This window comes from Pseudomonas sp. RA_35y_Pfl2_P32 (genome assembly GCF_963970735.1).
In the GTDB taxonomy this organism is placed as follows: domain Bacteria; phylum Pseudomonadota; class Gammaproteobacteria; order Pseudomonadales; family Pseudomonadaceae; genus Aquipseudomonas.
In genome coordinates, this window is record NZ_CAXAQF010000025.1 from 58,567 (window position 1) to 83,566 (window position 25,000).

At 60.6% G+C, this 25,000-nt stretch carries 23 protein-coding genes and 1 riboswitch; of the genes, 18 read left to right on the plus strand and 5 right to left on the minus strand.

Annotated elements, in window-relative coordinates; genetic code table 11:
• Positions 1–5 precede the first annotated feature (5 nt).
• A riboswitch (yybP-ykoY riboswitch) is annotated at positions 6–129 on the minus strand.
• Between the two features lie 51 nt (positions 130–180).
• Positions 181–1,179 (minus strand): class I SAM-dependent methyltransferase, encoded by a 999-nt coding sequence (locus tag AACY45_RS23025; protein ID WP_095168977.1) that lies wholly within the window; start codon positions 1,177–1,179, stop codon positions 181–183.
• 33 nt (positions 1,180–1,212) lie between these two features.
• Positions 1,213–2,178 carry a 2-hydroxyacid dehydrogenase gene (locus tag AACY45_RS23030; protein ID WP_339547535.1) on the minus strand — a complete coding sequence of 322 codons (966 nt, stop codon included), beginning with the start codon at positions 2,176–2,178 and terminating at the stop codon, positions 1,213–1,215.
• Positions 2,179–2,269: 91 nt separating this feature from the next.
• Between AACY45_RS23030 and AACY45_RS23035 the strand changes: the two genes are divergently transcribed.
• A complete protein-coding gene (locus AACY45_RS23035; RefSeq protein ID WP_166589742.1) occupies positions 2,270–2,899 on the plus strand; it encodes a LysE family translocator in 630 nt (209 codons plus the stop codon).
• Here AACY45_RS23035 and AACY45_RS23040 read toward each other — a convergent pair.
• Positions 2,883–3,656 (minus strand): AraC family transcriptional regulator, encoded by a 774-nt coding sequence (locus AACY45_RS23040; protein ID WP_339547536.1) that lies wholly within the window; start codon positions 3,654–3,656, stop codon positions 2,883–2,885. The two genes, AACY45_RS23035 and AACY45_RS23040, sit on opposite strands and share 17 nt — an antisense overlap.
• An 86-nt stretch (positions 3,657–3,742) precedes the next feature.
• Here AACY45_RS23040 and AACY45_RS23045 point away from each other — a divergent pair, with 86 nt between their 5' ends.
• The 13 genes from AACY45_RS23045 to AACY45_RS23105 all read left to right on the plus strand — a co-directional run bounded on the left by AACY45_RS23045 (position 3,743) and on the right by AACY45_RS23105 (position 18,424).
• Entirely contained in the window at positions 3,743–4,927 is a 1,185-nt protein-coding gene (locus tag AACY45_RS23045; RefSeq protein ID WP_339547537.1) for an MFS transporter, read from the plus strand.
• Between the two features lie 150 nt (positions 4,928–5,077).
• Positions 5,078–6,760 carry a fatty acid--CoA ligase gene (locus tag AACY45_RS23050; protein ID WP_339547538.1) on the plus strand — a complete coding sequence of 561 codons (1,683 nt, stop codon included), beginning with the start codon at positions 5,078–5,080 and terminating at the stop codon, positions 6,758–6,760.
• Between the two features lie 338 nt (positions 6,761–7,098).
• Positions 7,099–8,973 carry a DUF1302 domain-containing protein gene (locus AACY45_RS23055; RefSeq protein ID WP_339547539.1) on the plus strand — a complete coding sequence of 625 codons (1,875 nt, stop codon included), beginning with the start codon at positions 7,099–7,101 and terminating at the stop codon, positions 8,971–8,973.
• Between the two features lie 27 nt (positions 8,974–9,000).
• A complete protein-coding gene (locus AACY45_RS23060; RefSeq protein ID WP_339547540.1) occupies positions 9,001–10,365 on the plus strand; it encodes a DUF1329 domain-containing protein in 1,365 nt (454 codons plus the stop codon).
• 218 nt (positions 10,366–10,583) lie between these two features.
• Entirely contained in the window at positions 10,584–13,322 is a 2,739-nt protein-coding gene (locus AACY45_RS23065; protein ID WP_339547541.1) for a LuxR C-terminal-related transcriptional regulator, read from the plus strand.
• Positions 13,323–13,491: 169 nt separating this feature from the next.
• Positions 13,492–13,992, plus strand: coding sequence for a methylated-DNA--[protein]-cysteine S-methyltransferase (locus AACY45_RS23070; protein WP_339547542.1), 501 nt, complete (start codon positions 13,492–13,494; stop codon positions 13,990–13,992).
• Between the two features lie 136 nt (positions 13,993–14,128).
• Positions 14,129–14,809, plus strand: coding sequence for a PAAR domain-containing protein (locus tag AACY45_RS29355; RefSeq protein WP_445261212.1), 681 nt, complete (start codon positions 14,129–14,131; stop codon positions 14,807–14,809).
• Between the two features lies 1 nt (position 14,810).
• Positions 14,811–15,047 carry a hypothetical protein gene (locus tag AACY45_RS23080; RefSeq protein ID WP_339547543.1) on the plus strand — a complete coding sequence of 79 codons (237 nt, stop codon included), beginning with the start codon at positions 14,811–14,813 and terminating at the stop codon, positions 15,045–15,047.
• Between the two features lie 16 nt (positions 15,048–15,063).
• Positions 15,064–15,447 carry a hypothetical protein gene (locus AACY45_RS23085; RefSeq protein WP_339547544.1) on the plus strand — a complete coding sequence of 128 codons (384 nt, stop codon included), beginning with the start codon at positions 15,064–15,066 and terminating at the stop codon, positions 15,445–15,447.
• Between the two features lie 201 nt (positions 15,448–15,648).
• The gene (locus AACY45_RS23090) at positions 15,649–16,038 is read left to right on the plus strand and encodes a hypothetical protein (RefSeq protein WP_339547545.1); all 390 of its coding nucleotides are present in this window, start codon (positions 15,649–15,651) and stop codon (positions 16,036–16,038) included.
• Between the two features lie 413 nt (positions 16,039–16,451).
• Entirely contained in the window at positions 16,452–16,832 is a 381-nt protein-coding gene (locus tag AACY45_RS23095) for a DUF6124 family protein (RefSeq protein ID WP_339547546.1), read from the plus strand.
• Between the two features lie 103 nt (positions 16,833–16,935).
• A complete protein-coding gene (locus tag AACY45_RS23100) occupies positions 16,936–17,580 on the plus strand; it encodes an MBL fold metallo-hydrolase (protein ID WP_339547547.1) in 645 nt (214 codons plus the stop codon).
• Positions 17,581–17,695: 115 nt separating this feature from the next.
• On the plus strand, positions 17,696–18,424 hold the full coding sequence (locus AACY45_RS23105) for an OmpA family protein (RefSeq protein WP_339547548.1): 729 nt from the start codon (positions 17,696–17,698) through the stop codon (positions 18,422–18,424).
• Between the two features lie 234 nt (positions 18,425–18,658).
• On the opposite strand, the gene AACY45_RS23110 is transcribed toward AACY45_RS23105, so the two are convergent.
• Entirely contained in the window at positions 18,659–19,093 is a 435-nt protein-coding gene (locus AACY45_RS23110; RefSeq protein WP_095168962.1) for a YhcB family protein, read from the minus strand.
• Positions 19,094–19,239: 146 nt separating this feature from the next.
• On the opposite strand from AACY45_RS23110, the gene AACY45_RS23115 reads away from it, so the two are divergent.
• The 3 genes from AACY45_RS23115 (at position 19,240) to zapE (ending at position 22,434) form a co-directional block, all read left to right on the plus strand.
• The gene (locus AACY45_RS23115) at positions 19,240–19,869 is read left to right on the plus strand and encodes an alpha/beta hydrolase (RefSeq protein WP_339547549.1); all 630 of its coding nucleotides are present in this window, start codon (positions 19,240–19,242) and stop codon (positions 19,867–19,869) included.
• Between the two features lie 24 nt (positions 19,870–19,893).
• The gene (locus AACY45_RS23120; RefSeq protein ID WP_339547550.1) at positions 19,894–21,249 is read left to right on the plus strand and encodes a tryptophan--tRNA ligase; all 1,356 of its coding nucleotides are present in this window, start codon (positions 19,894–19,896) and stop codon (positions 21,247–21,249) included.
• Between the two features lie 90 nt (positions 21,250–21,339).
• Positions 21,340–22,434 (plus strand): cell division protein ZapE, encoded by a 1,095-nt coding sequence (gene zapE, locus AACY45_RS23125; RefSeq protein ID WP_339547551.1) that lies wholly within the window; start codon positions 21,340–21,342, stop codon positions 22,432–22,434.
• A 109-nt stretch (positions 22,435–22,543) separates the two neighbouring features.
• Here zapE and AACY45_RS23130 read toward each other — a convergent pair whose 3' ends face one another.
• Entirely contained in the window at positions 22,544–23,440 is an 897-nt protein-coding gene (locus AACY45_RS23130; RefSeq protein WP_174244637.1) for a GlxA family transcriptional regulator, read from the minus strand.
• A 244-nt stretch (positions 23,441–23,684) separates the two neighbouring features.
• On the opposite strand from AACY45_RS23130, the gene AACY45_RS23135 reads away from it, so the two are divergent.
• The gene (locus AACY45_RS23135; RefSeq protein ID WP_339547552.1) at positions 23,685–24,821 is read left to right on the plus strand and encodes an acyl-CoA dehydrogenase family protein; all 1,137 of its coding nucleotides are present in this window, start codon (positions 23,685–23,687) and stop codon (positions 24,819–24,821) included.
• Positions 24,822–25,000: the final 179 nt, after the last annotated feature.

The following is a 25,000-nucleotide window of genomic DNA, read 5'->3' on the forward strand; positions in this document are numbered from 1 at the left end:
TTGTCAAACCCTGCGGTCCGTCTGTGCGGACGCTTGGGTCGCATACGCCATGGCCTGTTGACCAAGTATGTTGACGTATGCCGGACGAGCATGGCGCTCGTGGGAGACTACTCCCCTAGGACGGAGCGGATTCTGCCTAGGCAAAATCCATTCGGCAAGCCTTCTTTTTCATCCGCCGAGTTAACCGCGCTTGGCCCGGTAGATCCGGAAACCCTGTCCTTCGGCCTTGATCGAACACTGCCCCAGGTGTTCTTCGATCAGCGGCTGGTACTTCAGGAAGCTATTGGCAACCAAGCGCAGTTCGCCCCCCGTTTTCAGATGTTTGACTGCTTTTCGCAGCAAGTTCTCCGTGGCGAAGTAATCCGTATGGACCCCGACATGGAACGGCGGATTGCTCAGGATCGCACTCAGTCCCATGGGGGCGGCGTCGATGCCATCGCCGGTCAGAACCTCGGCTTCAAGGCCATTGGCCGCCAGGGTCAGGCGGCTGCTGGCGGCGGCAAAGGCGTCGACGTCCAGCAGGGTCACGGTGTTGTGCGGGTAACGACGCTTGACTGCCGCGCCGAGCACGCCGGCCCCACAACCGAAGTCCAGCAGATGGCCGCTGGGCAGCTTGTCCAGGTGCTCTAGCAGCAGGGCGCTGCCGCGATCCAGGCGACCGTGACTGAACACCCCCGGCAGGCTGATGACCGTCAGCGGGCCTTCGGCCAGCGGCAACTCATAGGTCTGCGCCAGGCTTTCCAGGGACTTGGCCTGCGGCGCATTGGCCACGGTCACTTGCCACAGCTGGCAGTGACGCGCGCTGTCGAGCTTGCGGGGTTTACCGAACGGGTTGAGCTGCTTGGCGGCGCCTTCGATGCCGCTGCGCTTTTCCCCCACCAGGTACAGCTCGCAACCGGCCAGGCGCGAGGCGAGGGCGTTGAGGATGTAGTCGGTCAGGTCCTTGGACTTGGGCAGGAACAGCACCGCCGTTGCAAACTCGCGCGTGGGGGCGTTCACCCCGAAATGGCTGCGCTCGGCAAAACGGGCGTCCAGGGCCGCCTGATCGCCGGCGTGCCAGCACCAGCCATGGGCGTCGGGTAATTTGCCCAGCAAGTCGTCGGCAGGCAAACCGGCCAGCAGCACGTTGCCTTGAAACAATTCTGCCTGTCGAAGCAGTACTTCACTGCGCGGATCCATACTCTGCTCCTTGAAAAAAAGTGCGGCAGTTTATCAACTGACGACCCGCAGCGCTGTACCGCTGAAAAAGCCCCGGGCGTTTTCGCTCAACTGGCCGACAATCCGCTGGCGTGCTTCACGGCTGCCCCAGGCGTTGTGCGGGGTGACGATCAGGCGCGGGATGTCGCTGGCCAGCAGCGGATTGCCAGCAGTCGGAGGCTCGACACTCAGTACGTCGGTGGCTGCGCCTCCCATGTGGCCACTGCGCAAGGCATCGGCCAGGGCCTGTTCATCAATCAGCCCCCCTCGCGCAGTGTTGACCAGCAAAGCGCCGGGCTTGAGCAGCGCCAGTTCGCGGGCGCCGATGAAGTGGCGAGTGTGTTCGTTGAGCGGGCAGTGCAGGGTCAGGGCGTCGACCTGGGGCAGCAACTCGTCCAGCGGCATCCGGTCGGCTCGGGCCGGGCGCCCGGGAAGCTGCCCCGAGACCACCTGCATGCCAAAGGCTTCGGCCAGTCGCGCCACCGCGCCACCCAGTTCGCCGTGGCCGAGCAGGCCGAGGGTTTTGCCTTGCAGCTCGACAATCGGGTAGTCCAGCAGGCAGAACTGCTTGGCCTGCTGCCAGCGGCCTGCCTCGACGGCCTTGCGATAGTCGCCCAGCCGGGTGGCCAGGTTGAGCAGCAACATGATCGTGTGCTGGGCCACCGACGGCGTGCCATAGCCCTGGCAGTTGCACACGGTAATCCCCTGGGCGCGGGCGGCGACGAGGTCGACGTTGTTGGTGCCGGTGGCGGTGATCAGGATCAGTTTCAGGTCCGGATTGGCGGCCATGGCACTGGCATCGATCAGGATCTTGTTGGTGATCGCCACCGTAGCGCCTTGCAGGCGTTCGGCCACTTGTCCGGGCTCGGTCTGGGCGAACAGTTGCAGTTCGCTGAAGCAGTCGCGCAATGCACTGAGGTCCAGGTCCCCCAGGTCCAGTGATGGGTGATCAAGGAAAACGGCGCGGCGATTGTTCGTCATTAACTGTACCTTTTGCGCGTGAGTCTGAAGGCGTAACCTGCCGAGCCTATCAGATGAAATAAAAAGTTACGCTTGCCCTCAAGGAGCCCCAATGTACTGGACAGAGTTTTTGACCGTTGCCCTGATTCACCTGCTGGCCGTCGCAAGTCCCGGTCCGGACTTTGCCGTGGTGGTGCGCGAGGCCGTGACCCATGGTCGGCGCGCGGGTACGTGGACGGCGCTGGGGGTGGGCAGCGCGATCTTCCTGCATGTGGGCTACTCGTTGCTGGGCATCGGCTTGATCGTGTCGCAGTCGATCGTGTTGTTCAACGCCTTGAAGTGGCTGGCGGCGGCCTACCTGCTGTACATCGGCTACAAGGCCTTGCGTGCGCAGCCGGCCAAGCCTGCCACCGAAGACCTGCACAAGGAGGCCGGCATTCGTACGGCGCGCGGGGCCTTTACCTCGGGCTTCGTGACCAACGGCCTGAACCCCAAGGCCACGTTGTTCTTCTTGTCCTTGTTCACCGTGGTGATCAACCCGCACACCCCGCTGGCAATTCAGGCCGGCTACGGCATCTATCTGGCCGTGGCGACGGCCATTTGGTTCTGCCTGGTGGCGATGTTGTTCAGCCAGCAGCGAGTGCGCGCCGGTTTTGCCCGCATGGGGCACTGGTTCGACCGCATGATGGGCGTGGTGCTGATCGCCATTGGGGTGAAGCTGGCCTTTACCGAGATGCATTGATCGCGCTGAGCTGATTCAGCGCGCTGAGGTATTCCCGGGGGTTGTGCCCCAGCAACCGGCGGAACATCGCGCTGAAGGCTCGGGCACTGCCATAGCCCAATTGATCGGCAACGCTCTGCACGCTTTGCCCGGCGATCAGCCGCGGCAGGGCTTCCATCAGACGCAGTTGCTGGCGCCAGGCGTTGAAACTCATCTTCAACTGTTGCTGGAACAGTCGCGCCAGGGTTCGTGAGCTGGCGCCGACCTGTTGCGCCCAATCTTCCAGGGTATTGGGATGGTCGGGGGTGTGCAGCAGGGCCAGGCAGATCCCCTGCAGGCGCCGGTCCTCGGGCATGGGAATGTGCAAGGGGAGGTTTTCCAGGCTGGCGATTTCTTCGAGCATCAACTGTTGAATCAGCGGGTTCTTTGCATGGCGGGGGGCTTGCACCGCCTTGAGGATCAGCTCGCGCAGCAACGGGGTGACGGCCAGCACGCAGCACTGGCTGAGGTTGGCGGGCGACAGTTCGGGGTCAATGAACAGCGAGCGCATGCACACTTTGCCCGACATGAAGATTTCATGCTCGATCCACGGCGCAATCCACACCGCCCGAGTCGGCGGAATCACCCACGCACCTTGGGCCGTGACCACGCGCATGGTGCCGCACATGGCGTACAGCAACTGCGCCTCGCGATGGATATGCCGTTCCTGATGCGCGCCATCGGGGTAATCCCGCGGATGGGCGCTGACCGGGCCATGGTGGAAGTGGCTGATTAACATTGTCTGGTTCTATGAGTTTGTTGTCAGGAATGCGTGTTATTGCCAACTTAGCATAGCGCCACACCCTCAACGAATAGTGTGTCGCCATGCATCAACCCAGAAATGTCATTCGCTACATCAACGCCGCCCATGTGATCGATCACATGTTCATGCTGATTTTTCCTGCGGCCGTGCTGGGCATGACCCAGGTCTTCGGCCTGGATTACGCTGCCATGATCGGCCTGTCCCTGGGCGGGTTCATTGCCTTTGGTGCCTGCTCGCTACCGGCGGGTTGGCTGGGCGACCACTGGAGCCGACGCCAGATGATGCTGGTGTTTTTCTTCGGCATTGGCGCCTCGGCGATTTTCACCGGCTTGAGCAGTTCCGCGCCGATGCTGGTCCTGGGGTTGACGCTGATGGGGGTGTTCGCCGCGATTTATCACCCGGTGGGCACTGCGATGCTGGTGGCCTACGCCCAGAACCGTGGCCGTGAAATTGGCATCAATGGCATGTGGGGCAACCTGGGGGTGGCGTTTTCGGCCTTGGTCACCGGCTTGCTGGTGGCGCAGTTTGGCTGGCGTTCGGCGTTTATCCTGCCAGGTGTCGTCGCCATCGCCCTGGGCATCGGCTTTGCCTTGCAGGTGCGCGAGGAGCCGATTCCCGTGCGCGCCCATGCCCCACTCAAGGGGGCTGCGGGTCAGCGGATTTCCATGGTCATGGTATTCGGGGTACTGGCCCTGGCTACCGCCACGGGCGGGGTGGTGTTCAACGCCACGACCATGACGTATCCGAAGTTGTTCGAGGAACGCCTGCACGACCTGTTCGCCTCGCCGCAGACCCTCGGGGTGGTGGTCAGCCTGGCCTACGCCTTTGGCGCGGTGGCGCAATTGAGTATTGGTCGGGTGTTGCACCGCTTCAGCCTGAAATGGCCGTTCATGGTGCTGACGCTGTGCCAGGCCCCGCTGTTGTTTGCCATGGCCTATGTCGAGGGCTCGGCCGTCATAGTGTTGGGGGCCGCGTTTATGTTCGTGGTGTTCGGGCAGGTCACGGTGAATGATGCGATGGTCGCCAACTTTGTGGCGCCGCAATGGCAATCGCGGGTGTTTGCCTTGCGTTACTGCCTGTCATTCGGTGCCAGCGCCACGGCCATCCCGCTGATAGCCTTTGTCGAGCCCCGCCAGGGTTTTGTAGGGTTGTACTTGATCCTGGCCGGGTTTGCCGCCTTGACCTTCCTCTCGGCACTGATATTCCCACGCACGCCGGCCGAGGCAGCTGTAGGGCAGGCGGCCTGACAGCAGCGGCTTTTTTTCCTATGAATGCTGGCGTAGAGCCAGCATTTGCCTCGCTCTCAAATCATTCCTTTGGCTGATTTGGCGCGCGTCCAGGCTGACTAAAGTGCAGTCTTTACGCCAAGACCGTGCAGTCAGATGAAAGGGATGCTTATGTTGCAGACTCGCGTTATTCCGCCAGCCGAAGGTGCTTATCGATACCCGCTGTTGATCAAGCGATTGCTGATGTCGGGCAGTCGTTATGAGAAAACCCGCGAGATTGTCTACCGCGACCAGTTGCGCTACAGCTATCCGACCCTGATCGAGCGCGTCGCACGGCTGGCCAACGTGTTGACGGCGGCCGGGGTCAAGGCCGGTGATACCGTGGCGGTGATGGACTGGGACAGCCATCGCTACCTGGAATGCATGTTCGCCATCCCGATGATCGGCGCGGTGATTCATACCATCAACGTGCGCCTGTCACCTGAGCAGATCCTCTACACCATGAACCACGCCGAGGACCGCTTCGTGCTGGTCAACAGCGAATTCGTCGGGTTGTACCAGGCCATCGCCGGGCACCTGACCACGGTGGAGAAAACCCTGCTGCTCACCGACCTGCCGGAAAAGACTGCCGAGTTGCCGAACCTGGTGGGCGAGTACGAGCAACTGCTGGCGGCCGCGAGCCCGCTCTACGATTTCGCCGACTTCGACGAGAACTCGGTCGCGACTACCTTCTACACCACGGGCACCACCGGCAACCCCAAAGGGGTCTACTTCACCCACCGGCAACTGGTGCTGCACACCATGGGCGTGTCGACGATCATGGGCAGCATCGACAGCGTGCGCCTGCTGGGGACCAACGATGTGTACATGCCCATCACCCCGATGTTCCACGTGCACGCCTGGGGCCTGCCCTACGTCGCTACCATGCTCGGCCTCAAGCAGGTCTACCCCGGCCGTTACGACCCGGAATACCTGGTGGAGCTGTGGCGCAAGGAAAAAGTCAGTTTCTCCCATTGCGTGCCGACCATCCTGCAAATGGTGCTCAACGCCAAGGCGGCGCAAAACACCGATTTTGCCGGCTGGAAAATCGTCATTGGCGGCAGTGCGCTGAACCGTGCGCTGTACGAAGCGGCCAAGGCCAAGGGCATTCAGCTCACCGCGGCCTATGGCATGTCGGAAACCGGGCCGCTGGTGTCCTGTGCCCACCTCAACGATGAGCTGATGGCCGGTACCGAGGACGAACGCACCACCTACCGGATCAAGGCCGGTGTGCCGGGGCCGTTGGTGGAAGCGGCGGTGATCGACGCCGAGGGTAACTTTCTGCCGGCCGATGGCGAGTCCCAGGGCGAACTGGTGCTGCGTGCACCGTGGCTCACCGAGGGTTATTTCAACGAACCGCAGAAGGGCGCAGAGCTCTGGGCCGGGGGCTGGCTGCACACCGGTGACGTCGCGACCCTGGACAGCATGGGGGTGATCGACATCCGCGACCGGATCAAGGATGTGATCAAGACCGGCGGCGAATGGATTTCCTCCCTGGACCTTGAAGACTTGATCAGCCGGCACGTGGCGGTACGCGAAGTAGCAGTGGTGGGCATCCCTGATCCGCAGTGGGGCGAGCGCCCGTTTGCCTTGCTGGTGATCCGTGAAGGCCACGTGATCGGGGCCAAGGAACTCAAGGAGCACCTCAAGCCCTTCGTGGAACTGGGCCACCTGAGCAAGTGGGCCATCCCGAGCCAGATCGCCCTTGTTACGGAAATTCCCAAGACCAGTGTCGGCAAGCTCGACAAGAAACGCATCCGCCTCGACATCACGCAGTGGCAGGCCAACAACAGCACCTTCCTGTCGACGCTTTAAGTCTCCTATGTCGTGCCCGAAAGGGCACGACATGCCCACCAAGCAAGCGCTTGGCTTGTTAATTCCAGATTTTCAGCCATCCTTTGCCGTGCCGGCATCTGCCGGACTGGCAGAAGGACCGTTCCAGAGTGGTTGGGGGCTGCAAATCACACTTTAGAGGGATCAAGCAGTACAGCCTGCTGGATATAGTCCGTCCAAGGATTTTTAAGAGCGAGACGCACGCACGAACAGGGGCGATGCAACTTTGGATGACTTCGCGAGCGCATGGCTCACCGTCTTCCAGAACGTTTTTAAAAGTGCTCACTGCCATAACAATAAAAGCACATGGAGTAGCGTCGATGACATCAGTAAACCAGTTCTGGCGCCGGGCGAAACTGCCTCTGGCGGTCAGTCTCGCCTCTACGCTCGCCGGGCCTGCATTCGGCGTCAGTTTCAACGTTGGTGAAATCGAAGGTCAATTCGACTCGTCCCTCTCGTTGGGCATGAGTGTGTCGACCCAATCGCCAAACAAGAACCTCATCGGCGTCAACAACGGTGGGCACGGTCTGTCCCAGACCTCCGATGACGGCCACTTGAACTTCAAGAGCGGACAAGCGTTCTCGAAGATCTTCAAGGGCATTCATGACCTTGAACTGAAGTACGGTGACACCGGCGTGTTTGTCCGGGGCAAGTACTGGTATGACTTCGCGCTGCAGAACGAAGAGCTGGAGTTCAAGGACGTCAGCAACGACAACCGCAAGGAAGGCGCCAAGTCCTCCGGCGGGCAGATCCTCGACGCCTTCGTCTACCACAACTATGCGATTGCCGATCAGCCAGGCTCCGTGCGTCTGGGCAAGCAAGTGGTCAGTTGGGGTGAAAGTACCTTCATCGGCGGCGGCATCAACTCCATCAACCCGATCGACGTGTCCGCATTCCGTCGTCCGGGTGCCGAGATCAAGGAAGGCCTGATCCCGGTCAACATGTTCTACGTGTCCCAGAGCCTGACCGAGAACCTCTCGGCCGAGGCGTTCTATCAACTGGAATGGGACCAGACCGTTGTCGATAACTGCGGCACCTTTTTCTCCCAGCCGGACATCATCGCCGACGGTTGCGACAACAACCTGCGCGTGTTGAACAAGCGTTCGACCATTCCGGCCATCGCCCTGGGGCCATTGGCTGCGAACGGCGTCGACGTCAACGACGAAGGTGTGCTGGTGCGCCGTGGTCCGGACCGTGATGCACGGGACAGCGGCCAGTGGGGCGCGTCCTTCAAGTACATGTTCGATCCGCTGGACACCGAGTTCGGTGCCTACTTCATGAACTACCACAGCCGTGCGCCGATCTTCAGTGCCACGGGGGCCTCGCAGTCGGTCTACAACACCGCGGCGTCGTTGCCGGGGCCATTCGCCGCGCTCGGTCCGCTGCTGGTGGCGGGCAACTCGCAGTACTTCGTCGAATACCCTGAAGACATTCGCCTCTACGGCGTGAGCTTCTCCACCACCTTGCCTACCGGCACAGCGTGGCAAGGTGAATTGAGCTACCGTCCGAACGCGCCGGTGCAGCTCAACTCCACTGACATCCTGTTCGCCGGGGTACGTCCATTGGGCGGCGCGCTGGCCAACGCTTCGCTGCTGTCGGCATCACCGGGTTCCGACTTGCACGGCTATCGCCGCAAGGAAGTGACCCAGTTCCAGACCACCCTGACGCACTTCTTTGACCAGGTGATGGGCGCCAGCCGTCTGACCCTGGTGGGTGAAGTCGGCGTGACCCACGTCGGTGGGCTGGAAAGCACCTCGGATGTCCGTTATGGCCGTGACCCGGTCTATGGTCCGGGTGAGCTGCCAGGTGCTTCCTGCGAATTCCTCAACGGTCGGACCATCGCCGGTGCCGGTCCAGGGACCGCCACCAACAACGCGACCCGCAATTGCAACGACGAAGGTTTCACCACGCCAACGTCGTGGGGCTACCGTGGTCGTGCGATCTGGGACTACAACGACGTATTCGCCGGGGTCAATCTCAAGCCGAACGTGGCCTGGTCCCATGACGTCAGTGGCTACTCGCCTGGTCCTGGCGGCAACTTCGAGGAAGGTCGCAAGGCCGTCAGCCTGGGCCTGGACGCCGAGTACCAGAACACCTACACCGCCAGCCTGGCCTACACCAACTTCTTCGACGGCAAGTACACCACCGTGGATGACCGTGACTTCGTCGCGCTCAGCGTCGGCGTGAACTTCTAAGCACTGCTTCTTCAGGACGAACAAGAAATGAAAATAACCAAGAATCTGGTGTACGTCGCAGGACTGGGGCTTTCGTTGCTGGCGACCGGCGTCATGGCCGCCGTCCCGGCAGCCGAAGCCGATAAGCTGGGCAAGAGCCTGACGCCGATGGGCGCAGAAATGGCCGGCAATGCCGATGGCTCGATACCGGGCTGGAAACCCCTGGCCAAGAACGCCGGCGCGGTTGACAGCAAGGGCTTCCTGTCCAATCCCTATGCCAGCGAGCAACCGCTGTTCACCATCACCGCGCAGAACGTCGACAAGTACAAGGACAAGCTGGCGCCGGGCCAATACGCGATGTTCAAGCGTTACCCGGAGACCTTCAAGATGCCGGTGTACACCTCTCACCGTGGCGCTACCGTGCCGCCTGACGTGTTCGCGGCCATCAAGCGCAACGCCACCAACACCAGCCTGGTATCGGGTGGCAACGGCCTGGAAAACTTCGAAACGGCCGTGCCGTTCCCGATCCCGAAAACCGGCGTGGAAGTGATCTGGAACCACATCACCCGCTACCGTGGTGGCAGCGTGACCCGCCTGGTCACCCAGGCCACGCCGCAAGCCAACGGCTCCTACAGCCTGGTGTACTTCCAGGACCAGTTCGTGTTCCGCGACAAAATGAAGGACTACGACCCGAAAAACCCGGGCAACATCCTGTTCTACTTCAAGCAGAAAGTGACCGCGCCGGCGCGTCTGGCCGGTGGTGTGCTGCTGGTCCACGAGACCCTCGACCAGGTCAAGGAGCCGCGTTCGGCGTGGGTCTACAACGCCGGCCAGCGTCGTGTGCGCCGTGCCCCGCAAGTGTCCTATGACGGCCCGGGTACTGCAGCCGACGGCCTGCGGACCTCCGACAACCTGGACATGTTCAACGGTGCACCGGACCGCTACGACTGGAAGCTCGAAGGCAAGAAAGAGATGTACATCGCCTCCGACAGCTACAAGCTTGACGATCCGAAGCTCAAGTACTCCGACATCATCAAGGCCGGGCACATCAACCAGGACCTGGCCCGCTACGAGCTGCGCCGCGTGTGGCATGTGGTTGCGACCCTGAAGGAAGGGCAGCGTCATATCTACGCCAAGCGTGACTTCTACATCGACGAAGACACCTGGCAAGCCGCGGTCATCGACCACTACGACGGTCGTGGTCAACTGTGGCGCGTGGCTGAAGCCCATGCCCAGGACTACTACGACAAACAAGTGCCGTGGTATGCCCTGGAAACCCTCTACGACCTGCAGTCCGGCCGCTACCTGGCGCTGGGCATGAAGAACGAAGAGAAGAGTGCGTATGACTTTGGCTTCACCGCCACCACCAGCGACTTCACCCCGGCCGCACTGCGCCAGGAAGGTGTTCGCTAATACGCTGCACCAGAGGCCGCATCCTCGAAAAACGCCCCGACTGGTTCGGGGCTTTTTTTGCTTCGCAAAAGCGTTCGACACCCGTCGAATGGGCCGGAGCAAGGGGGGGCGTAGACTTTTTGTAGCCATTTGTAGCAATTGCCTTCAAACCCTGGCGGTTTGCCGCTAGTCTGCGGACATCTGCAATGCCGACAACAGCACTTCAACAAGAGTTGGCTATGACTGACCTGTTCCCAATCCATCGCCCTGCGAGCCCGGCCGTGCCGATGCTGGAAGGACGCTTTTACCGTCCCCCCTTGCCCGACGGCCACATCCTGCGGCCGCGACTGTGCGAGCGGCTGAGTGCCGGTTTGACGGGACGCCTGCTGCTGGTCAGCGCCCCGGCCGGGTTTGGTAAAAGTTCGCTGGCGGTGGAATTCTGCCAGAGCCTGCCGGACCATTGGCAAAGCCTGTGGCTGGGACTCAGCCCGCGGGACAATGACCCGGGGCGTTTTCTCGAGCGGTTGCTCGAAGGCCTGCAACACTATTTCCCTCAGTTGGGCAGCCAGGCCCTGGGCCTGCTGAAAATGCGTCAGCGTCATCAACCGTTCGCCTTCGAAGAGTGGCTGGACGGGTTGCTCGACGAACTGGCGGTCCAGCTCTCGCCCAGCACACCGCTGTTACTGGTGCTGGATGACTACCACCTGGCCCAGGGCCCGGTGCTGGACCGCTGCCTGCAATTCTTCCTCAATCACCTGCCCGACGGCTTGTTGGTGCTGGTCACCAGCCGCCAGCGGCCAGACTGGCACCTGGCGCGTTTACGCCTGTCGCGGCAATTGCTCGAATTGCACGAGCAGGACCTGCGCCTGACGCACGACGAATCCCTGGCCCTGCTGGACCGACACAGCAGTTCCCTGCGTGGCGAGGCGCTGGAAAGCCTGATCGAGCGTAGCGAAGGCTGGGTGGCCGGGCTGCGCTTCTGGTTGCTCGCGGCATCGGAAGCCGGCAATGGCGCGACATTGCCACCGCCCTTGCACGGTGGTGAAGGGCTGATCCGCGACTACTTGCTCGAAGAAGTCATCGATTGCCTGCCCGCCGAAGTCCAGGCCTTTCTCTACGACACCGCCCCCCAGGAGCGCTTTTGCAGCGAACTGTGCGACGCGGTGCGCGAGGCCCACGACAGTGCTGAAATCCTGCGCTACTTGCTGTCCCACCAGGTGTTCCTGGTACCGCTCGATGAGCAGGGGCACTGGTTCCGCTATCACCACTTGTTTTCCGACCTGCTGCGCAGTCGCCCGACCGTCAATGCCATGGTGCCCGTCGCCAGCCTGCACCTGCGGGCATGTCGCTGGTTCAACGCCCAGGGGCTGCTCGACGAAGCCGTGGAGCAGGCCTTGCGGGCCGGGCACCTGGACGTGGCGGCGAACCTGGTGCAGAACTTGTCCGAGGAACAACTGCTGGCTGAACAGAACGTCGGCATGTTGCTGCGCTGGAAAATGGATTTGCCCGACAGCCTGCTGGTCAGCACCCCGCGCCTGATTGTGCTGTACAGCTGGGCCCTGGGCCTGGCCTGCCAACTGGACGCCGCGCAAGAGTTGGCCAGCCACCTCAGTCGGTTCCTGCCAGCCCCTTCGGCCACCGCGCAAAAGTCCATGCTGGCGCAGTGGCTGGCCCTGAGCGGGATCATCGCCCGAGGCCGCGGCCAGCGCGACCTGACCCTGCTGTACTGCTCCGAGGCCCTGCAAAGCCTGCCGCACAAACGCTATGGCCAGCGGCTGATGTGCCTGTCGACCCTGTCCAACCTGGCCATTGCCGACGCCGACCTGTGGCGGGCCCGGGAACTGAACCGAGAATCCCTGGAGCTGGCGCAGCGGGTCGGCAATCCGCTGTTCGAAGCGCTGGCCCATTACGACCGCGCCCGGGTGCTGCAGGCGCGGGGGGAAATCCTCCGCGCCCTGGACGAAGTCCGCCAGGGCCAGCAACGCTTGCAGGGTTTGTCGCCGCAACGCCTGTATGCAGTGCGCGCACGCCTGACCCTGTACGAAGGTTTCCTGCTGGTCCTGCGCCTGCAACCCGAACACGGACTCGCCCGCCTGCACGCCGGCCTGACGGAAGCGCGGGCCTGTCGCGACATCAGCGTGCTGATCGGCCACAGCGTGATCGCCCGGCTGGAGGGCAGCCGGGGCGAGTTTGCCAAGGCGTTCGCCGAGCTGGCCGAGGCCGAGCGGCTGATGCACATCTGGGACGTGCCGCCGATCTACTACCTGGCCATGCTCACGTTGGTCAAATGTGAACTCTGGCTGGTCCAGGGCCGTACCGACCTGGCCGGTGCCTGGCTGACGCGCCTGGGCCAGACCTACAACGGCGAACAGGCCGCGGCGCCCCCTGAGTTCCACCCGCAAATGCCCCTGCACATCGAGTTGCAGCAAGCCCTGCTGGAGTCGATGCAAAACCAGCCGATGTTGGCCGAAGGGCGTCTCAATGCCTTGCTCGAGCAAGGGCAAAAGAGTGGTCGGCAGATGCTCAGCGTGATGGCGCTGATTCAGAAAGTCGGGCTGTTGCTGGGCCATGGGCGCGAGCCTGAAGCACGTCGGGCCCTGGCCCAGGCATTCGAGGCCGCCAGCGGTGGTGTGTTGCAACCCTTTGACGGCTTACTGCGCGAGCGCCCGGACTGGCTGCGCGAGCAACTGGCCCACAGTCCTCCCACCCCTCTGCGCCAGAGCCTGGTGGAACGCTTGCCCCAGGCTGCGATTCGCGAAAGCGTTGATAGCCAGCCCGGCGGCGAGTCCCTCAGCGTTCGTGAGCAGGCGGTGCTGCAACTGATTGCTCGGGGCTGTTCGAACCAGGAAATCAGCGATCAGTTGTTCATCTCGTTGCACACGGTGAAAACCCACGCCAGCCACATCAACAGCAAACTCGGCGTCGAACGCCGCACCCAGGCCGTGGCCCGGGCCAAAGAGCTGGGGTTGTTGGCGTAGGAGCAATACGCTCCCTCGCCACGCATTCACTCAACAACGTTCAACCGCAAGAAACGTAGTTCTTGCGGTTGAACAGCAAACTAGTGTGAATGCGTCCTCTGACAACGATGAACGATCGTCTTCAACGTCCAGCGACGTCCGAAGCCCCCGTTGGATCAAGGAGTCACCCATGTCATACGTATTCAAACTGATGCACTCGCCCGTTGGCACCCTCACGCTGGTCGCCAAGGGCAACAAACTCTGCGCCATCCTCTGGGAAAACGACAAACCCGACCGGGTTCGCCTGGGCGCCTTGCACGAAGATATCCACAGCCCGGTGCTGCTGGAAACCGAACGCCAACTCAGCGAATACTTCGCCGGAAGCCGTGACTGCTTTGAGCTGGAACTGGATTTTGCCGGCACCGATTTCCAGCAAAAAGTCTGGCACGCCCTGCTGACCATCCCCTTCGGCGAGACCCGCAGCTACAGCCAGATCGCCCAACAGATTGGCAGTCCCAAAGCGGTTCGGGCGGTAGGCGCAGCCAATGGCAAGAACCCGATCTCGATTGTCACGCCATGCCATCGGGTGATTGGCGCATCGGGGAGTCTGACCGGGTTTGCCGGCGGGTTGGGAGCGAAGCAGTTTTTGTTGTTGCTGGAGGGGAAGGAGACGTTGCAGTTGGGGTTTTGATGGGGGAAGCCGGCCGCTTGTGATCTGGTCAAATCAGGAGCAGAAAAACTGAGCGTGACATTTAGGACCGGTCCTACATCCTCCCAAGCCTTGAGTCATTACCATCGGGAAAACCACTCTCGAAGGAATGCATCTCGTGGCCTATGTAATCAGAGAAGGTGACCCAACCACGACCGGTGGCAAGGTGCTCGCAGGTTCGACCACCGTGAATGTGGAATACCGCAAAGCCGCGAGAATCAGCGACCCGGTGTGGTGCCCCAAATGCAGCAGCATGGGGTTTATCGCCGAAGGCAATCCGACCTTTATCGTTGAAGGGGTTGCGGTGGCCACTCATGGGCATGCCGTGCAATGCGGCTGCCCTTCAGGCAGCAATCGCTTGATCGCCACTCAGGGCACGGTGATGGCCGCTGAAGACGGTAGCGTGACCATCGCCCCGGAGTTTGCTGCGCTGGCACAAGCCGCCACGCATGTCTGGGCAAAAGCCATCGCTGATGGTTCCTATAACAGCGAATACACCCGTGATATCCCGACTCAAGGACTGACTGGCTTGACCAGTCCGGAGACGACACTGCTCGAAAAACCGGAGCCTGTCGTTTGCAATCATCCTGATCAGATGCACGAACTGGCCAGCTACATTGCTGGTGAGATGAACCGCAACATCCACGATCCGGCTGTGCTGGAGATGAAAAAGCTGATCAACTACGACCCCGATGTGGCGGCAAAGCAGTTTTCTGAATTGCCTTTGCTCGCTCGCATGGGGGGGCGACCAAACTTTGACGATATCGCAAAAGCGAAGAAGTTGAAGGAAGGCCGATGAGATGCGGACTAAGCCCAAAGCGGATTGGGAACTCCCCGGCCCACATCTGACGGCGAGTCTATCTGATGGACTACGAGCATTTGACGATGTTCCTGATAGGGTGTCGATCAGTATCGGCGTGAAGCTTGCCAATCATAATCCCCATGGTGGGATAACGGCGAAGATGGTCATGGATGAAGTGCTTGCCGTTGCACCGGAAAATTGGGGGGAGGGAATACGTATCCACGAATGCAAGTAAAACCCGACCACGGTACATGCGATGGCTATGCATTCCGTTATTGCCACTGTTGGCGTTTGTCCTCTGGCGTAGCGCCCTACCAACTGCGACTGTTCACTACCCCAAAGATGGTCGGGAAAAACTGTGGTATGTCTGGAACGTCAAGGATCAGATATACAGGGGGCGATTTTCTCCCGGTGGCAGTGTTAGCGACAACGGCCTCCTGTCCCCGGATGGCGAGTTCTTTATGGAGTTCTCATGGCACAGCGAGAAAGGCCGCTGGCATTGCATCAGCATCATCCCGAAGTGGCCCAACACCGACATCTACCTCGACGCAGATGGCAACATTGATATGCGGAAAGAGAGCGGAACTGATGTCGATCGGTTGAAAGAGTGTCAGTGGGATTTAGCCAAGCCTTGAAAGTGGCTCACCCAACACCTAAGTCCTGTCATCCAGCGTTGTGGTGGTTAAACTGAAGGCGTGGGCGAAGCGGCAAGACTCTACGGCCTCAGCCGGAACGCGGGGGAGAAGTTAACATAAGAGGTGACCATAAAAGGTGACGGATTTATTTTCTTGATGAGAGTGTCAAATTTCCTTGGCACTTTTTTATGAGAATGTTAAATGACTACCTCTGTGTTTGTTGTCGGTTATTTATGCGGTTTAGTTCTCGTCTGCATGTTTGTTTGGATCGGGATCGCGCTGCATATGGCCTACACCAAGATGGACGTGATGCTGGAGCTTCTGAAAAATTGCTCTACGGTCATGGCCCGCGCCCCGCTCAGGCATGGTGGCCCTTGGGGGAAGCTGTTGTTGATTGGGGGGGTTTCCGGAGTCGTTACGTTTCCCGGTGTTTACCTTAAGCACGGTGGTGTCAGTATCGAGGATTTAGAAAACTTTCCCGCGCCGCTTAAGCGAAAATTGGCAATATTGCAGTGGAGCGTAATAGGGTTGCTAATTGCCTTGGCACTTTTTGTAGCGCTATACAAAGTAATAGAAACGTACCAAATCTGACACTCTCTGCGGGCACTCTCGAATGGGCGGGGGGGCAGATCTATTTACTGCTGCTTCCCGGAACTCCCGGTTCAGTCCTAGGAAACGATTACAGACATCGGGAGTCTGGGTGACTTTTCCGACAGCATTTCAAGGTTGCAGAGTGGGAAGGTGTGTGGATAACCTCCGTGTGTCGCTGCCAATTCAGCGGCCGGGTTTAGCGACTCGAACAGGTATAGGTGCTACAGCGTTCCAAAACTTTGTTGCAGGTGTTTTTTTGTGCCCGCAATATTGCGTCTTGGCGGCTGTGCGTGGGAGATCTTCGGGTCTGCCGGGCTCCTATACCCCCGGTTCGCTAACCTGCGTACGGTCGCCACCTTTACTTGCTTAGCGACGAGTCACGGTGGTTCCAACTCAGGTATAGGAGCTTCACCATGCACAAGGTCACTCCCAATCCCCCAGAAGCCACAGAAACCCCAAGCGTTTCGCCATACGCCTCCGACGATTCCAACAAACTCCACGACGCCGCCGAGCGGGCGTTGGATCACTATCTCAAGCCGCCATTTGCCCCAGCCAATCAGCCGGATAAACGTCCTTCCAGCATCTTTGCGGTGATCCCTGATCTGGATAACGAAACCCTGTTGGCCCACGCCTCGGAAACCCTGGCTTCGTTGAATGTGATGGCCAGTGATCTGGCGTTCGCGCTGCAAGGCTCGCGCCGGCATGTGGCGTTGGCGATTCAGCAGATGATTTCGTTGGGGCAGTTGTTGGTGGATCGGACGCTGGATAATCTGGATCAGCCGCAAGAGCAGTAGCGTCGGCCCCGGAAGCCAGAGCGCTTTTGTGGCGAGGGAGCAAGCTCCCTCGCCACGGGTGGGGTGTGACAGAATAGGCGATCCATTTTTTCCAGGAACGCCCATGGACGCTGCCAAATCCGCGCTGATCCGCGAAACCTTCCCCGTCGGCCCTTTGCAGTGCAACTGCACGATCATTGGCGATCCGATCACTAAAAAGGCCATCGTCGTCGATCCGGGTGGCAATCACGAGTTGATCCTGGCCCGCCTCGAGGCCTTGGGCCTGAAGGTGGTGAGTATCATTCATACTCATGCGCACCTGGATCATTTCCTGGCATCGGGCCAGTTGAAGGAAAAAACCGGTGCTACCCTGCACTTGCACAAAGAGGATCAGTTCCTCTGGGACAATCTGGAGATGCAATGCCAGATGTTTCGCGTGCCCTATACCCCGGTACCTTCGCCGGATCGCTGGCTGGATGACGATGAAGAGCTGGCCTGCGGCTGCGGCGTGGCGTTGCACACGCCGGGTCACACACCAGGCTCTATGAGCTTCTGGTTTGCAGAGGCTAAGCTGCTGATAGCCGGCGACACCTTGTTTCGGCGTGGGGTAGGGCGCACGGATTTGTGGGGTGGTGACCAGGCGACTATCGTGCGCTCGATCAAGCAACGCCTGTACACCCTCGACGAAGAGGCGACCGTGGTCACCGGGCATGGTCCCGATACCCGCCTGGGCGATGAGATGCGTGAAAATCCGTTTGTCCGCGCCTAGGGCAGCAGTTGTTACAGGCGGCCACGGAATTTTTGCCGGTTGCCGTGTTCCAACGCCCGCAGGGGTCCATTGCTAACGTCCGCTGCACCACAGAATGTAAAAGTAGGAGCTCTCCATGTTCACCTCGCGTCGTTTGATGATTGTCGCAACTGCCGTGGCCTTGTTGTCGGGCTGTGCGTCCCCTAACCCTTATGACAACCAGGGTCAGGCCGACGGTGGCTCCACGGGCATGAGCAAAACCGCCAAGTACGGTGGCCTGGGAGCCCTGGCTGGCGCCCTGGCGGGTGCAGCCATCGACCACAACAACCGTGGCAAGGGGGCGCTGATCGGCGCTGCCGTGGTCGGTGCTTCCGCCGCCGGTTATGGCTACTACGCCGACCAGCAGGAAAAGAAACTGCGCGCCAGCATGGCCAACACCGGGGTTGAAGTGCAGCGCCAGGGCGATCAGATCAAGCTGATCATGCCGGGCAACATCACGTTCGCCACCGATTCGGCGAACATCGCCCCAAGCTTCTACCAGCCGCTCAACAATCTGGCCGGCTCGCTGAAAGAGTTCAATCAGAACCAGATCGAAATCGTTGGCTACACCGACAGCACCGGCAGCCGCCAGCACAACATGGACCTGTCCCAGCGTCGGGCGCAAAGCGTAGCGACCTACCTGACGTCCCAGGGCGTCAGCGGTGCCAACCTGTCGGCACGTGGCGCAGGCCCGGACAACCCGGTTGCCAGCAACGGCGACGTCAACGGTCGGGCGCAGAACCGTCGTGTCGAGGTCAACCTCAAGGCGATTCCTGGCCAGCAGTATGGCGGCCAGCAGCAAGGTCAAGTGCAGCAGTACCCATGAACATCTGACTGAACCCCAGGTGTTAAAAAACCCGCCCGGTCCTTGTGACCGGGCGGGTTTTTTTATGGCCAAGTGAGGGCGTCTTCGCGGGCAAGCCTCGCTCCAACAGCTGTCAGGGGGAGATTGGAACCGTAGGAGCAAGGGCTGCCCGCGAAGGTTTCAAAACCCACGGGCACAAAAAAGCCCCCGGGCAATCACTCATCCGGGGGCTTTTGGCGATCGCCTGAAAGCGTATTACTTCTTCAGGCCGTAATGCTCGTCGAGCATGCCCGGTGCGTTGGGCGTTTTTGGTGCGTAGTCGCGAGGCGGTTCCTGATCGCGCGGTGGCGTCAGGCGTTCCCGTGGAGCTTGGGCGGCGTCTGCGTGCAGCGCGGCCAGCAGGCGTTGGCGAGTCTGCTCGTCCAGGGCCAGGCGGTTGGCACCCTCGGCGAGGTGGTCTTGTACTTCCTGATAGCTCTGGGTGAGTTTTTTCACCAGCGTTGCGGTGCTGTTGAAGTGGGTGACCACTTCATTCTGATAGCTGTCAAAACGTTCCTGAATGTCATCCAGCTGACGTTGCGTGCTGTTAGGCACGGCATTGGGCAGCAGGCGCGCAACCAGAAATCCAATGGCGACACCGGCAACCAGGGCAAGAGTCGGCAACAACCAAACTAAGAGCGAGTGTTCCACGAGTCCTTCCTCTATAAACGGCTTTGCTTTACGTTAACGGCTCGGACCTGCGCTGTATACCGCGACGAGATCGCAATCATGCCAGGCACAGACTTTTAGCTAGACGAGTCGACCCTTCGAGAGGTCACGGAGTTCCTTCCTTGCTTATGCGTGAAACCCCTGTAGAGATTGCTGGCCCGGTGGGTCAATTGGAAGCCTTGTACCTGGATTCCCCCGAACCACGTGGCCTGGCGCTGATCTGCCATCCCAACCCGGTGCAGGGCGGCACCATGCTCAATAAAGTGGTTTCGACCCTGCAGCGCACCGCCCGCGATGCCGGCTTGATCACTTTGCGATTCAACTACCGTGGCGTGGGCGCCAGTGCCGGCAGCCATGACATGGGCAGCGGTGAAGTCGATGATGCCCAGGCGGCCGCCCAATGGCTGCGGGCCAGGCACCCTGACGTGCCCCTGACCTTGCTCGGTTTTTCCTTCGGCGGTTTTGTCGCCGCCAGCCTCGGTGGGCGCCTGGAAGCCCGGGGCGAAACCCTGGCCCGGCTGTTCATGGTGGCGCCGGCGGTGATGCGCCTGGGGGATCAGGACCCGTTGCCGCAGCAGGGCACGCTGACCCTGATCCAGCCGGAAACCGACGAAGTGATCGACCCGCAGCTGGTTTACGATTGGTCTGCGGCCCTCGATCGCCCCCATGAGCTGCTGAAAGTGGCAGAATGCGGACACTTTTTTCACGGCAAGCTGACCGATCTCAAGGATCTGCTGCTGCCGCGCCTTTCGAATTGATAGCAGTCTGATAAGCGATTACCCATGACTACTCGTACGCGCATCCTCACCGGCATCACCACCACCGGCACCCCGCACCTGGGCAACTACGCCGGTGCGATCCGTCCGGCGATCATCGCCAGTCGCGACAGCAATGCCGATTCGTTCTATTTCCTGGCCGACTACCACGCCCTGATCAAGTGCGACGACCCGCTGCGCATCCAGCGCTCGCGCCTGGAAATCGCCGCGACCTGGCTGGCCGGTGGCCTGGATGTGGACCGGGTAACTTTCTACCGTCAGTCCGATATCCCGGAGATTCCTGAGCTGACCTGGCTGCTGACCTGCGTCGCGGCCAAGGGCCTGCTCAACCGTGCGCACGCCTACAAGGCGTCGGTGGACAAGAACCTGGAGACCGGCGAAGACCCGGACGCCGGCATCACCATGGGCCTGTACAGCTACCCGGTGCTGATGGCCGCGGACATCCTGATGTTCAACGCGCACAAGGTGCCGGTCGGCCGCGACCAGATCCAGCACGTGGAAATGGCCCGCGACATCGGCCAGCGCTTCAACCACCTGTTTGGCCAGGGCAAGGAGTTTTTCACCATGCCTGAGGCGCTGATCGAAGAAAGCGTCGCCACCTTGCCCGGCCTGGATGGGCGCAAGATGTCGAAAAGCTACGACAACACCATTCCGTTGTTCACCAGCGCCAAGGACATGAAAGATGCGATCTCGCGCATCGTCACCGACTCCCGCGCCCCGGGCGAAGCCAAGGACCCGGACAACTCGCACCTGTTCACCCTGTTCCAGGCATTCGCCACCCCGGCCCAAGCGGCAGAGTTCCGCAGCGAACTGTTGCAGGGCCTGGGTTGGGGCGAGGCGAAAAATCGTCTGTTCCAGTTGCTCGACGGCGAACTGGGCGAGTCCCGCGAGCGTTATCACCAGTTGATTGCACGTCCCTCGGACCTGGAAGACATCCTGCAGATTGGTGCGAAAAAAGCCCGCGCCGTGGCCACGCCGTTCCTCAACGAACTGCGCGAGGCGGTTGGCCTGCGTTCTTTTGTCAATCAGACGCAAGTCGCTGCCAGCACCAAGAAGAAAGCCGCCAAGGCCGCGCGTTTTGTCAGCTTCCGTGAAGACGACGGCAGTTTCCGCTTCCGGCTGCTGGCGGCCGATGGCGAGCAACTGTTGCTGTCGCGCAACTTTGCCGACGGTAAAACCGCAGGGCAAGTGACCAAGCAGCTGCAATCCGGCCAGGCGCTGGATGTGCGCAGCGACGAGCTGGGTTTCAGCGTCTGGCTCGAAGGCGCGTGCGTCGGCGATAGCCCGGCCTTCACCGACAGTGCTGCGCGGGACCAAGCCATCGACGCCCTGCGGGTCGCTCTGACGCCCGTCCAGGAATAATCAGCGGCGCGGCCCGACCAAGGGCCGATTGCCATTCTTTCGGGCCGTCGCTACAGTGACGGCCCGTTTTTGTTGCCTTGCTAACGAATTATGACGCCCCTAGAACGATATCAAGCTGATCTCAAACGTCCGGAGTTCTTCCATGACGCCGCCCAGGAAACTGCCGTGCGTCATTTGCAGCGCCTGTACGACGACCTGGTTGCGGCCTCGCAGAACAAGCCGGGGCTGCTCGGCAAACTGTTCGGCAAGAAGGAGCAGGCGCCGGTCAAGGGCCTGTACTTCTGGGGCGGCGTAGGTCGCGGCAAGACGTACCTGGTCGACACCTTCTATGAAGCGCTGCCGTTCAAGGAAAAGTCCCGGACTCACTTCCACCGCTTCATGAAGCGCGTGCACGAAGAGATGAAGACCCTCGGCGGCGAGAAGAACCCGCTGACCATCATCGCCAAGCGTTTTTCCAACGAGGCGCGGGTCATCTGTTTCGATGAGTTCTTCGTCTCCGATATCACCGATGCGATGATCCTCGGCACTTTGATGGAGGAACTGTTCAAGAACGGCGTGACCCTGGTCGCGACCTCCAACATTGTGCCGGACGGTTTGTACAAGGACGGCCTGCAACGTGCGCGGTTCCTGCCGGCGATTGCGCTGATCAAGCAGAACACCGACATCGTCAACGTCGACAGCGGCGTCGATTACCGCCTACGGCACCTTGAACAAGCAGAGCTGTTCCACTTCCCGCTCGACGAAGCGTCCCACGAGAGCCTGCGCAAAAGCTTCCGCGCCCTCACTCCGGAATGCACCCAGGCCGTCGAAAACGACGTACTGATGATCGAGAACCGGGAAATTCGTGCCCTGCGCACCTGTGATGACGTGGCCTGGTTCGACTTCCGCGAACTGTGCGACGGTCCGCGCAGCCAGAATGACTACATCGAACTCGGCAAGATCTTCCACGCCGTGTTGCTCAGTGGCGTGGAGCAGATGAGCGTCACCACCGACGACATCGCCCGACGTTTCATCAACATGGTCGACGAGTTCTACGACCGTAACGTGAAACTGATCATTTCTGCCGAAGTCGAGCTCAAAGACCTCTACACCGGCGGTCGCCTGAACTTCGAGTTCCAGCGGACCCTGAGTCGCCTGCTGGAGATGCAGTCCCACGAATTCCTGTCGCGGGCGCACAAACCGTAAGGTATTTCGGAATGCAAAAAAGGGCCTGCGATTGCAGGCCCTTTTTTATGTTTCGAACAGGTCTCGAATCCAGCGCGGGACCCTGTGGGAGCGGTGTTGGACTTGAGTATTAGGCAGCCTGCTGGAACTGCTGCCGGTATTGGTTGGGCGACAATTCGGTGTGCTGGCGGAACAGTCGGGCGAAGAAACTCGCGTCGTCGTAGCCGACTTCGTAGCTGATGGTCTTGATGCTCTTGCGGCTACCGGACAGCAAGCCCTTGGCGGTTTCGATGCGCAGGCGTTGCAGGTAGTGCAGCGGCTTGTCGCCGGTGGCGGTCTGGAAGCGGCGCATGAAATTGCGGATGCTCATGCCGTGCTCGCGGGCCACGTCTTCGAAGCGGAACTTGTCGGCAAAGTGCTCTTCGAGCCAGTGCTGGATCTGCAGGATAATCACGTCCTGGTGCAGTTTCTGCCCGCCAAAGCCGATGCGCCCGGGGGAGTAGCTGCGCTGCACTTCATACAGGATGTCGCGGGCCACGGCCTGGGCCACATTGGCCCCGCAGAAGCGCTCGATCAGGTAGATGTAGAGGTCGCAGGCCGACGTAGTGCCGCCGGCGCAAAACAGGTTGTCGGCATCCGTGAGGTGCTTGTCCTTGTTGAGCTGGACCTTGGGGAAGCGCTCTTCGAAGGTATTGAAGAAGCGCCAGTAAGTGGTCGCTTCCTTGCCATCGAGCAGGCCGGCTTCGGCCAGCCAGAACACCCCGGTGGCTTCACCGCAGAGTACTGCACCCCGTGCATGCTGCTCACGCAGCCACGGCAACACCTGTGGATAACGTTGGCACAGCGTGTCGAAGTCGTCCCAGAACGCCGGGAGGATGATGATGTCGGCATTTTCCAGGCCGCCATCCACCGGCATCAGCACATCGCTGAAGCTGTTGACGGGTTTTCCATCGGGGCTGACCACGCGGGTTTCAAAGCCGGGGGTCAGTCCCTGGCCTTGTTGTTTGCCGTACCGCAGGCTGGCCAGGTGGAAAAAATCCTTGGCCTGCATGAGGGTGTAGGCAAACACCCGGTCGATCGCCAGGATGCTGACGCGCCGTAACGGCGCAGAGGATTGGATAGACATAATTCAATTTATTCTTATAGGGGAAAGTGGTCACCAAGCGGCTGGATCGTCTTATTTTTTGGCGGATGTGTCCAGTGTCCCGTTACAGGTGGTGGGATTAGTCTCTGGGATACATTTTCGGCCAACAATCACGACAGGTACCCCGATGATCCCTAGAACCTTGTTCAGCTCCGAGCACGAATTGTTTCGCGATAGCGTGCGCACCTTCCTCGAAAAAGAGGCCGTGCCGTTTCATGCTCAGTGGGAAAAACAGGGCTACATCGACCGCAAACTGTGGAACAAGGCGGGGGAGGCGGGGATGCTCTGCTCCCATCTGCCGGAGGAGTACGGCGGCCTGGGGGCGGACTTTCTCTACAGCACGGTGGTGATCGAGGAGGTGGGGCGGCTGGGCTTGACCGGCATCGGTTTCTCCCTGCATTCGGACATTGTCGCGCCGTACATCCTGCATTACGGCAGTGAAGCCTTGAAACACAAATACTTGCCCAGGCTGGTCTCGGGCGAGATGGTCACGGCCATTGCCATGACCGAGCCGGGCGCCGGTTCCGATCTGCAAGGGGTGAAAACCACGGCGGTACTGGATGGCGACGAGTATGTGATCAACGGCTCGAAGACCTTTATCACCAACGGCTACCTGGCGGACCTGGTGATTGTCGTGGCCAAGACCGACCCCAAGGCCGGGGCCAAGGGCACCAGTCTGTTTCTGGTGGAGGCCGACACCCCGGGCTTCGACAAGGGCAAGCGCCTGGAAAAGGTCGGCATGAAAGCTCAGGATACCTCCGAGTTGTTCTTCCAGGACGTCCGGGTGCCCAAGGAGAACCTGCTGGGGCAGGCCGGCATGGGCTTTGCGTATCTGATGCAGGAGTTGCCGCAGGAGCGCCTGACGGTGGCCATAGGCGGCCTGGCGTCGGCCGAGGCCGCGCTGCAGTGGACCCTGGATTACACGCGCGAGCGCAAGGCCTTCGGCAAGTCGATTGCGGACTTCCAGAACACCCGCTTCAAGCTGGCGGAAATGGCCACCGAGATCCAGATCGGCCGGGTCTTTGTCGACCGCTGCCTGGAACTGCACCTGCAAGGCAAGCTCGACGTGCCGACGGCGGCGATGGCCAAGTACTGGGGCACCGACCTGCAATGCAAGGTGCTCGACGAATGCGTGCAGTTGCATGGGGGCTACGGCTTCATGTGGGAATACCCGATCGCCCGGGCCTGGGCCGATGCGCGGGTGCAACGGATTTATGCGGGGACCAACGAGATCATGAAGGAGATCATTGCTCGCTCGCTTTGACCTGGTCTTGACTGGGCGACCGCTATCGCGGGCAAGTCGAATCGTCGCACCGCCGCTCCCACATCTATGGTTACCCCCTTTTCTGCAATACTGTTTCTGATGTCGTGTTTGGCTTGCTTTCATCTATTCGGCGTCTGAGTGGGGGAGCTACCCCGCGCCTCGATGAGAATCGATGCCCA

Coding starts and splice junctions, on each gene's coding strand:
- AACY45_RS23025 (WP_095168977.1), bottom strand. CDS start 1,179: ATGGATCCGCGCAGTGAAGTACTGCTTCGACAGGCAGAATTGTTTCAA.
- AACY45_RS23030 (WP_339547535.1), bottom strand. CDS start 2,178: ATGACGAACAATCGCCGCGCCGTTTTCCTTGATCACCCATCACTGGAC.
- AACY45_RS23035 (WP_166589742.1), top strand. CDS start 2,270: ATGTACTGGACAGAGTTTTTGACCGTTGCCCTGATTCACCTGCTGGCC.
- AACY45_RS23040 (WP_339547536.1), bottom strand. CDS start 3,656: ATGTTAATCAGCCACTTCCACCATGGCCCGGTCAGCGCCCATCCGCGG.
- AACY45_RS23045 (WP_339547537.1), top strand. CDS start 3,743: ATGCATCAACCCAGAAATGTCATTCGCTACATCAACGCCGCCCATGTG.
- AACY45_RS23050 (WP_339547538.1), top strand. CDS start 5,078: ATGTTGCAGACTCGCGTTATTCCGCCAGCCGAAGGTGCTTATCGATAC.
- AACY45_RS23055 (WP_339547539.1), top strand. CDS start 7,099: ATGACATCAGTAAACCAGTTCTGGCGCCGGGCGAAACTGCCTCTGGCG.
- AACY45_RS23060 (WP_339547540.1), top strand. CDS start 9,001: ATGAAAATAACCAAGAATCTGGTGTACGTCGCAGGACTGGGGCTTTCG.
- AACY45_RS23065 (WP_339547541.1), top strand. CDS start 10,584: ATGACTGACCTGTTCCCAATCCATCGCCCTGCGAGCCCGGCCGTGCCG.
- AACY45_RS23070 (WP_339547542.1), top strand. CDS start 13,492: ATGTCATACGTATTCAAACTGATGCACTCGCCCGTTGGCACCCTCACG.
- AACY45_RS23080 (WP_339547543.1), top strand. CDS start 14,811: ATGCGGACTAAGCCCAAAGCGGATTGGGAACTCCCCGGCCCACATCTG.
- AACY45_RS23085 (WP_339547544.1), top strand. CDS start 15,064: ATGCGATGGCTATGCATTCCGTTATTGCCACTGTTGGCGTTTGTCCTC.
- AACY45_RS23090 (WP_339547545.1), top strand. CDS start 15,649: ATGACTACCTCTGTGTTTGTTGTCGGTTATTTATGCGGTTTAGTTCTC.
- AACY45_RS23095 (WP_339547546.1), top strand. CDS start 16,452: ATGCACAAGGTCACTCCCAATCCCCCAGAAGCCACAGAAACCCCAAGC.
- AACY45_RS23100 (WP_339547547.1), top strand. CDS start 16,936: ATGGACGCTGCCAAATCCGCGCTGATCCGCGAAACCTTCCCCGTCGGC.
- AACY45_RS23105 (WP_339547548.1), top strand. CDS start 17,696: ATGTTCACCTCGCGTCGTTTGATGATTGTCGCAACTGCCGTGGCCTTG.
- AACY45_RS23115 (WP_339547549.1), top strand. CDS start 19,240: ATGCGTGAAACCCCTGTAGAGATTGCTGGCCCGGTGGGTCAATTGGAA.
- AACY45_RS23120 (WP_339547550.1), top strand. CDS start 19,894: ATGACTACTCGTACGCGCATCCTCACCGGCATCACCACCACCGGCACC.
- zapE (WP_339547551.1), top strand. CDS start 21,340: ATGACGCCCCTAGAACGATATCAAGCTGATCTCAAACGTCCGGAGTTC.
- AACY45_RS23135 (WP_339547552.1), top strand. CDS start 23,685: ATGATCCCTAGAACCTTGTTCAGCTCCGAGCACGAATTGTTTCGCGAT.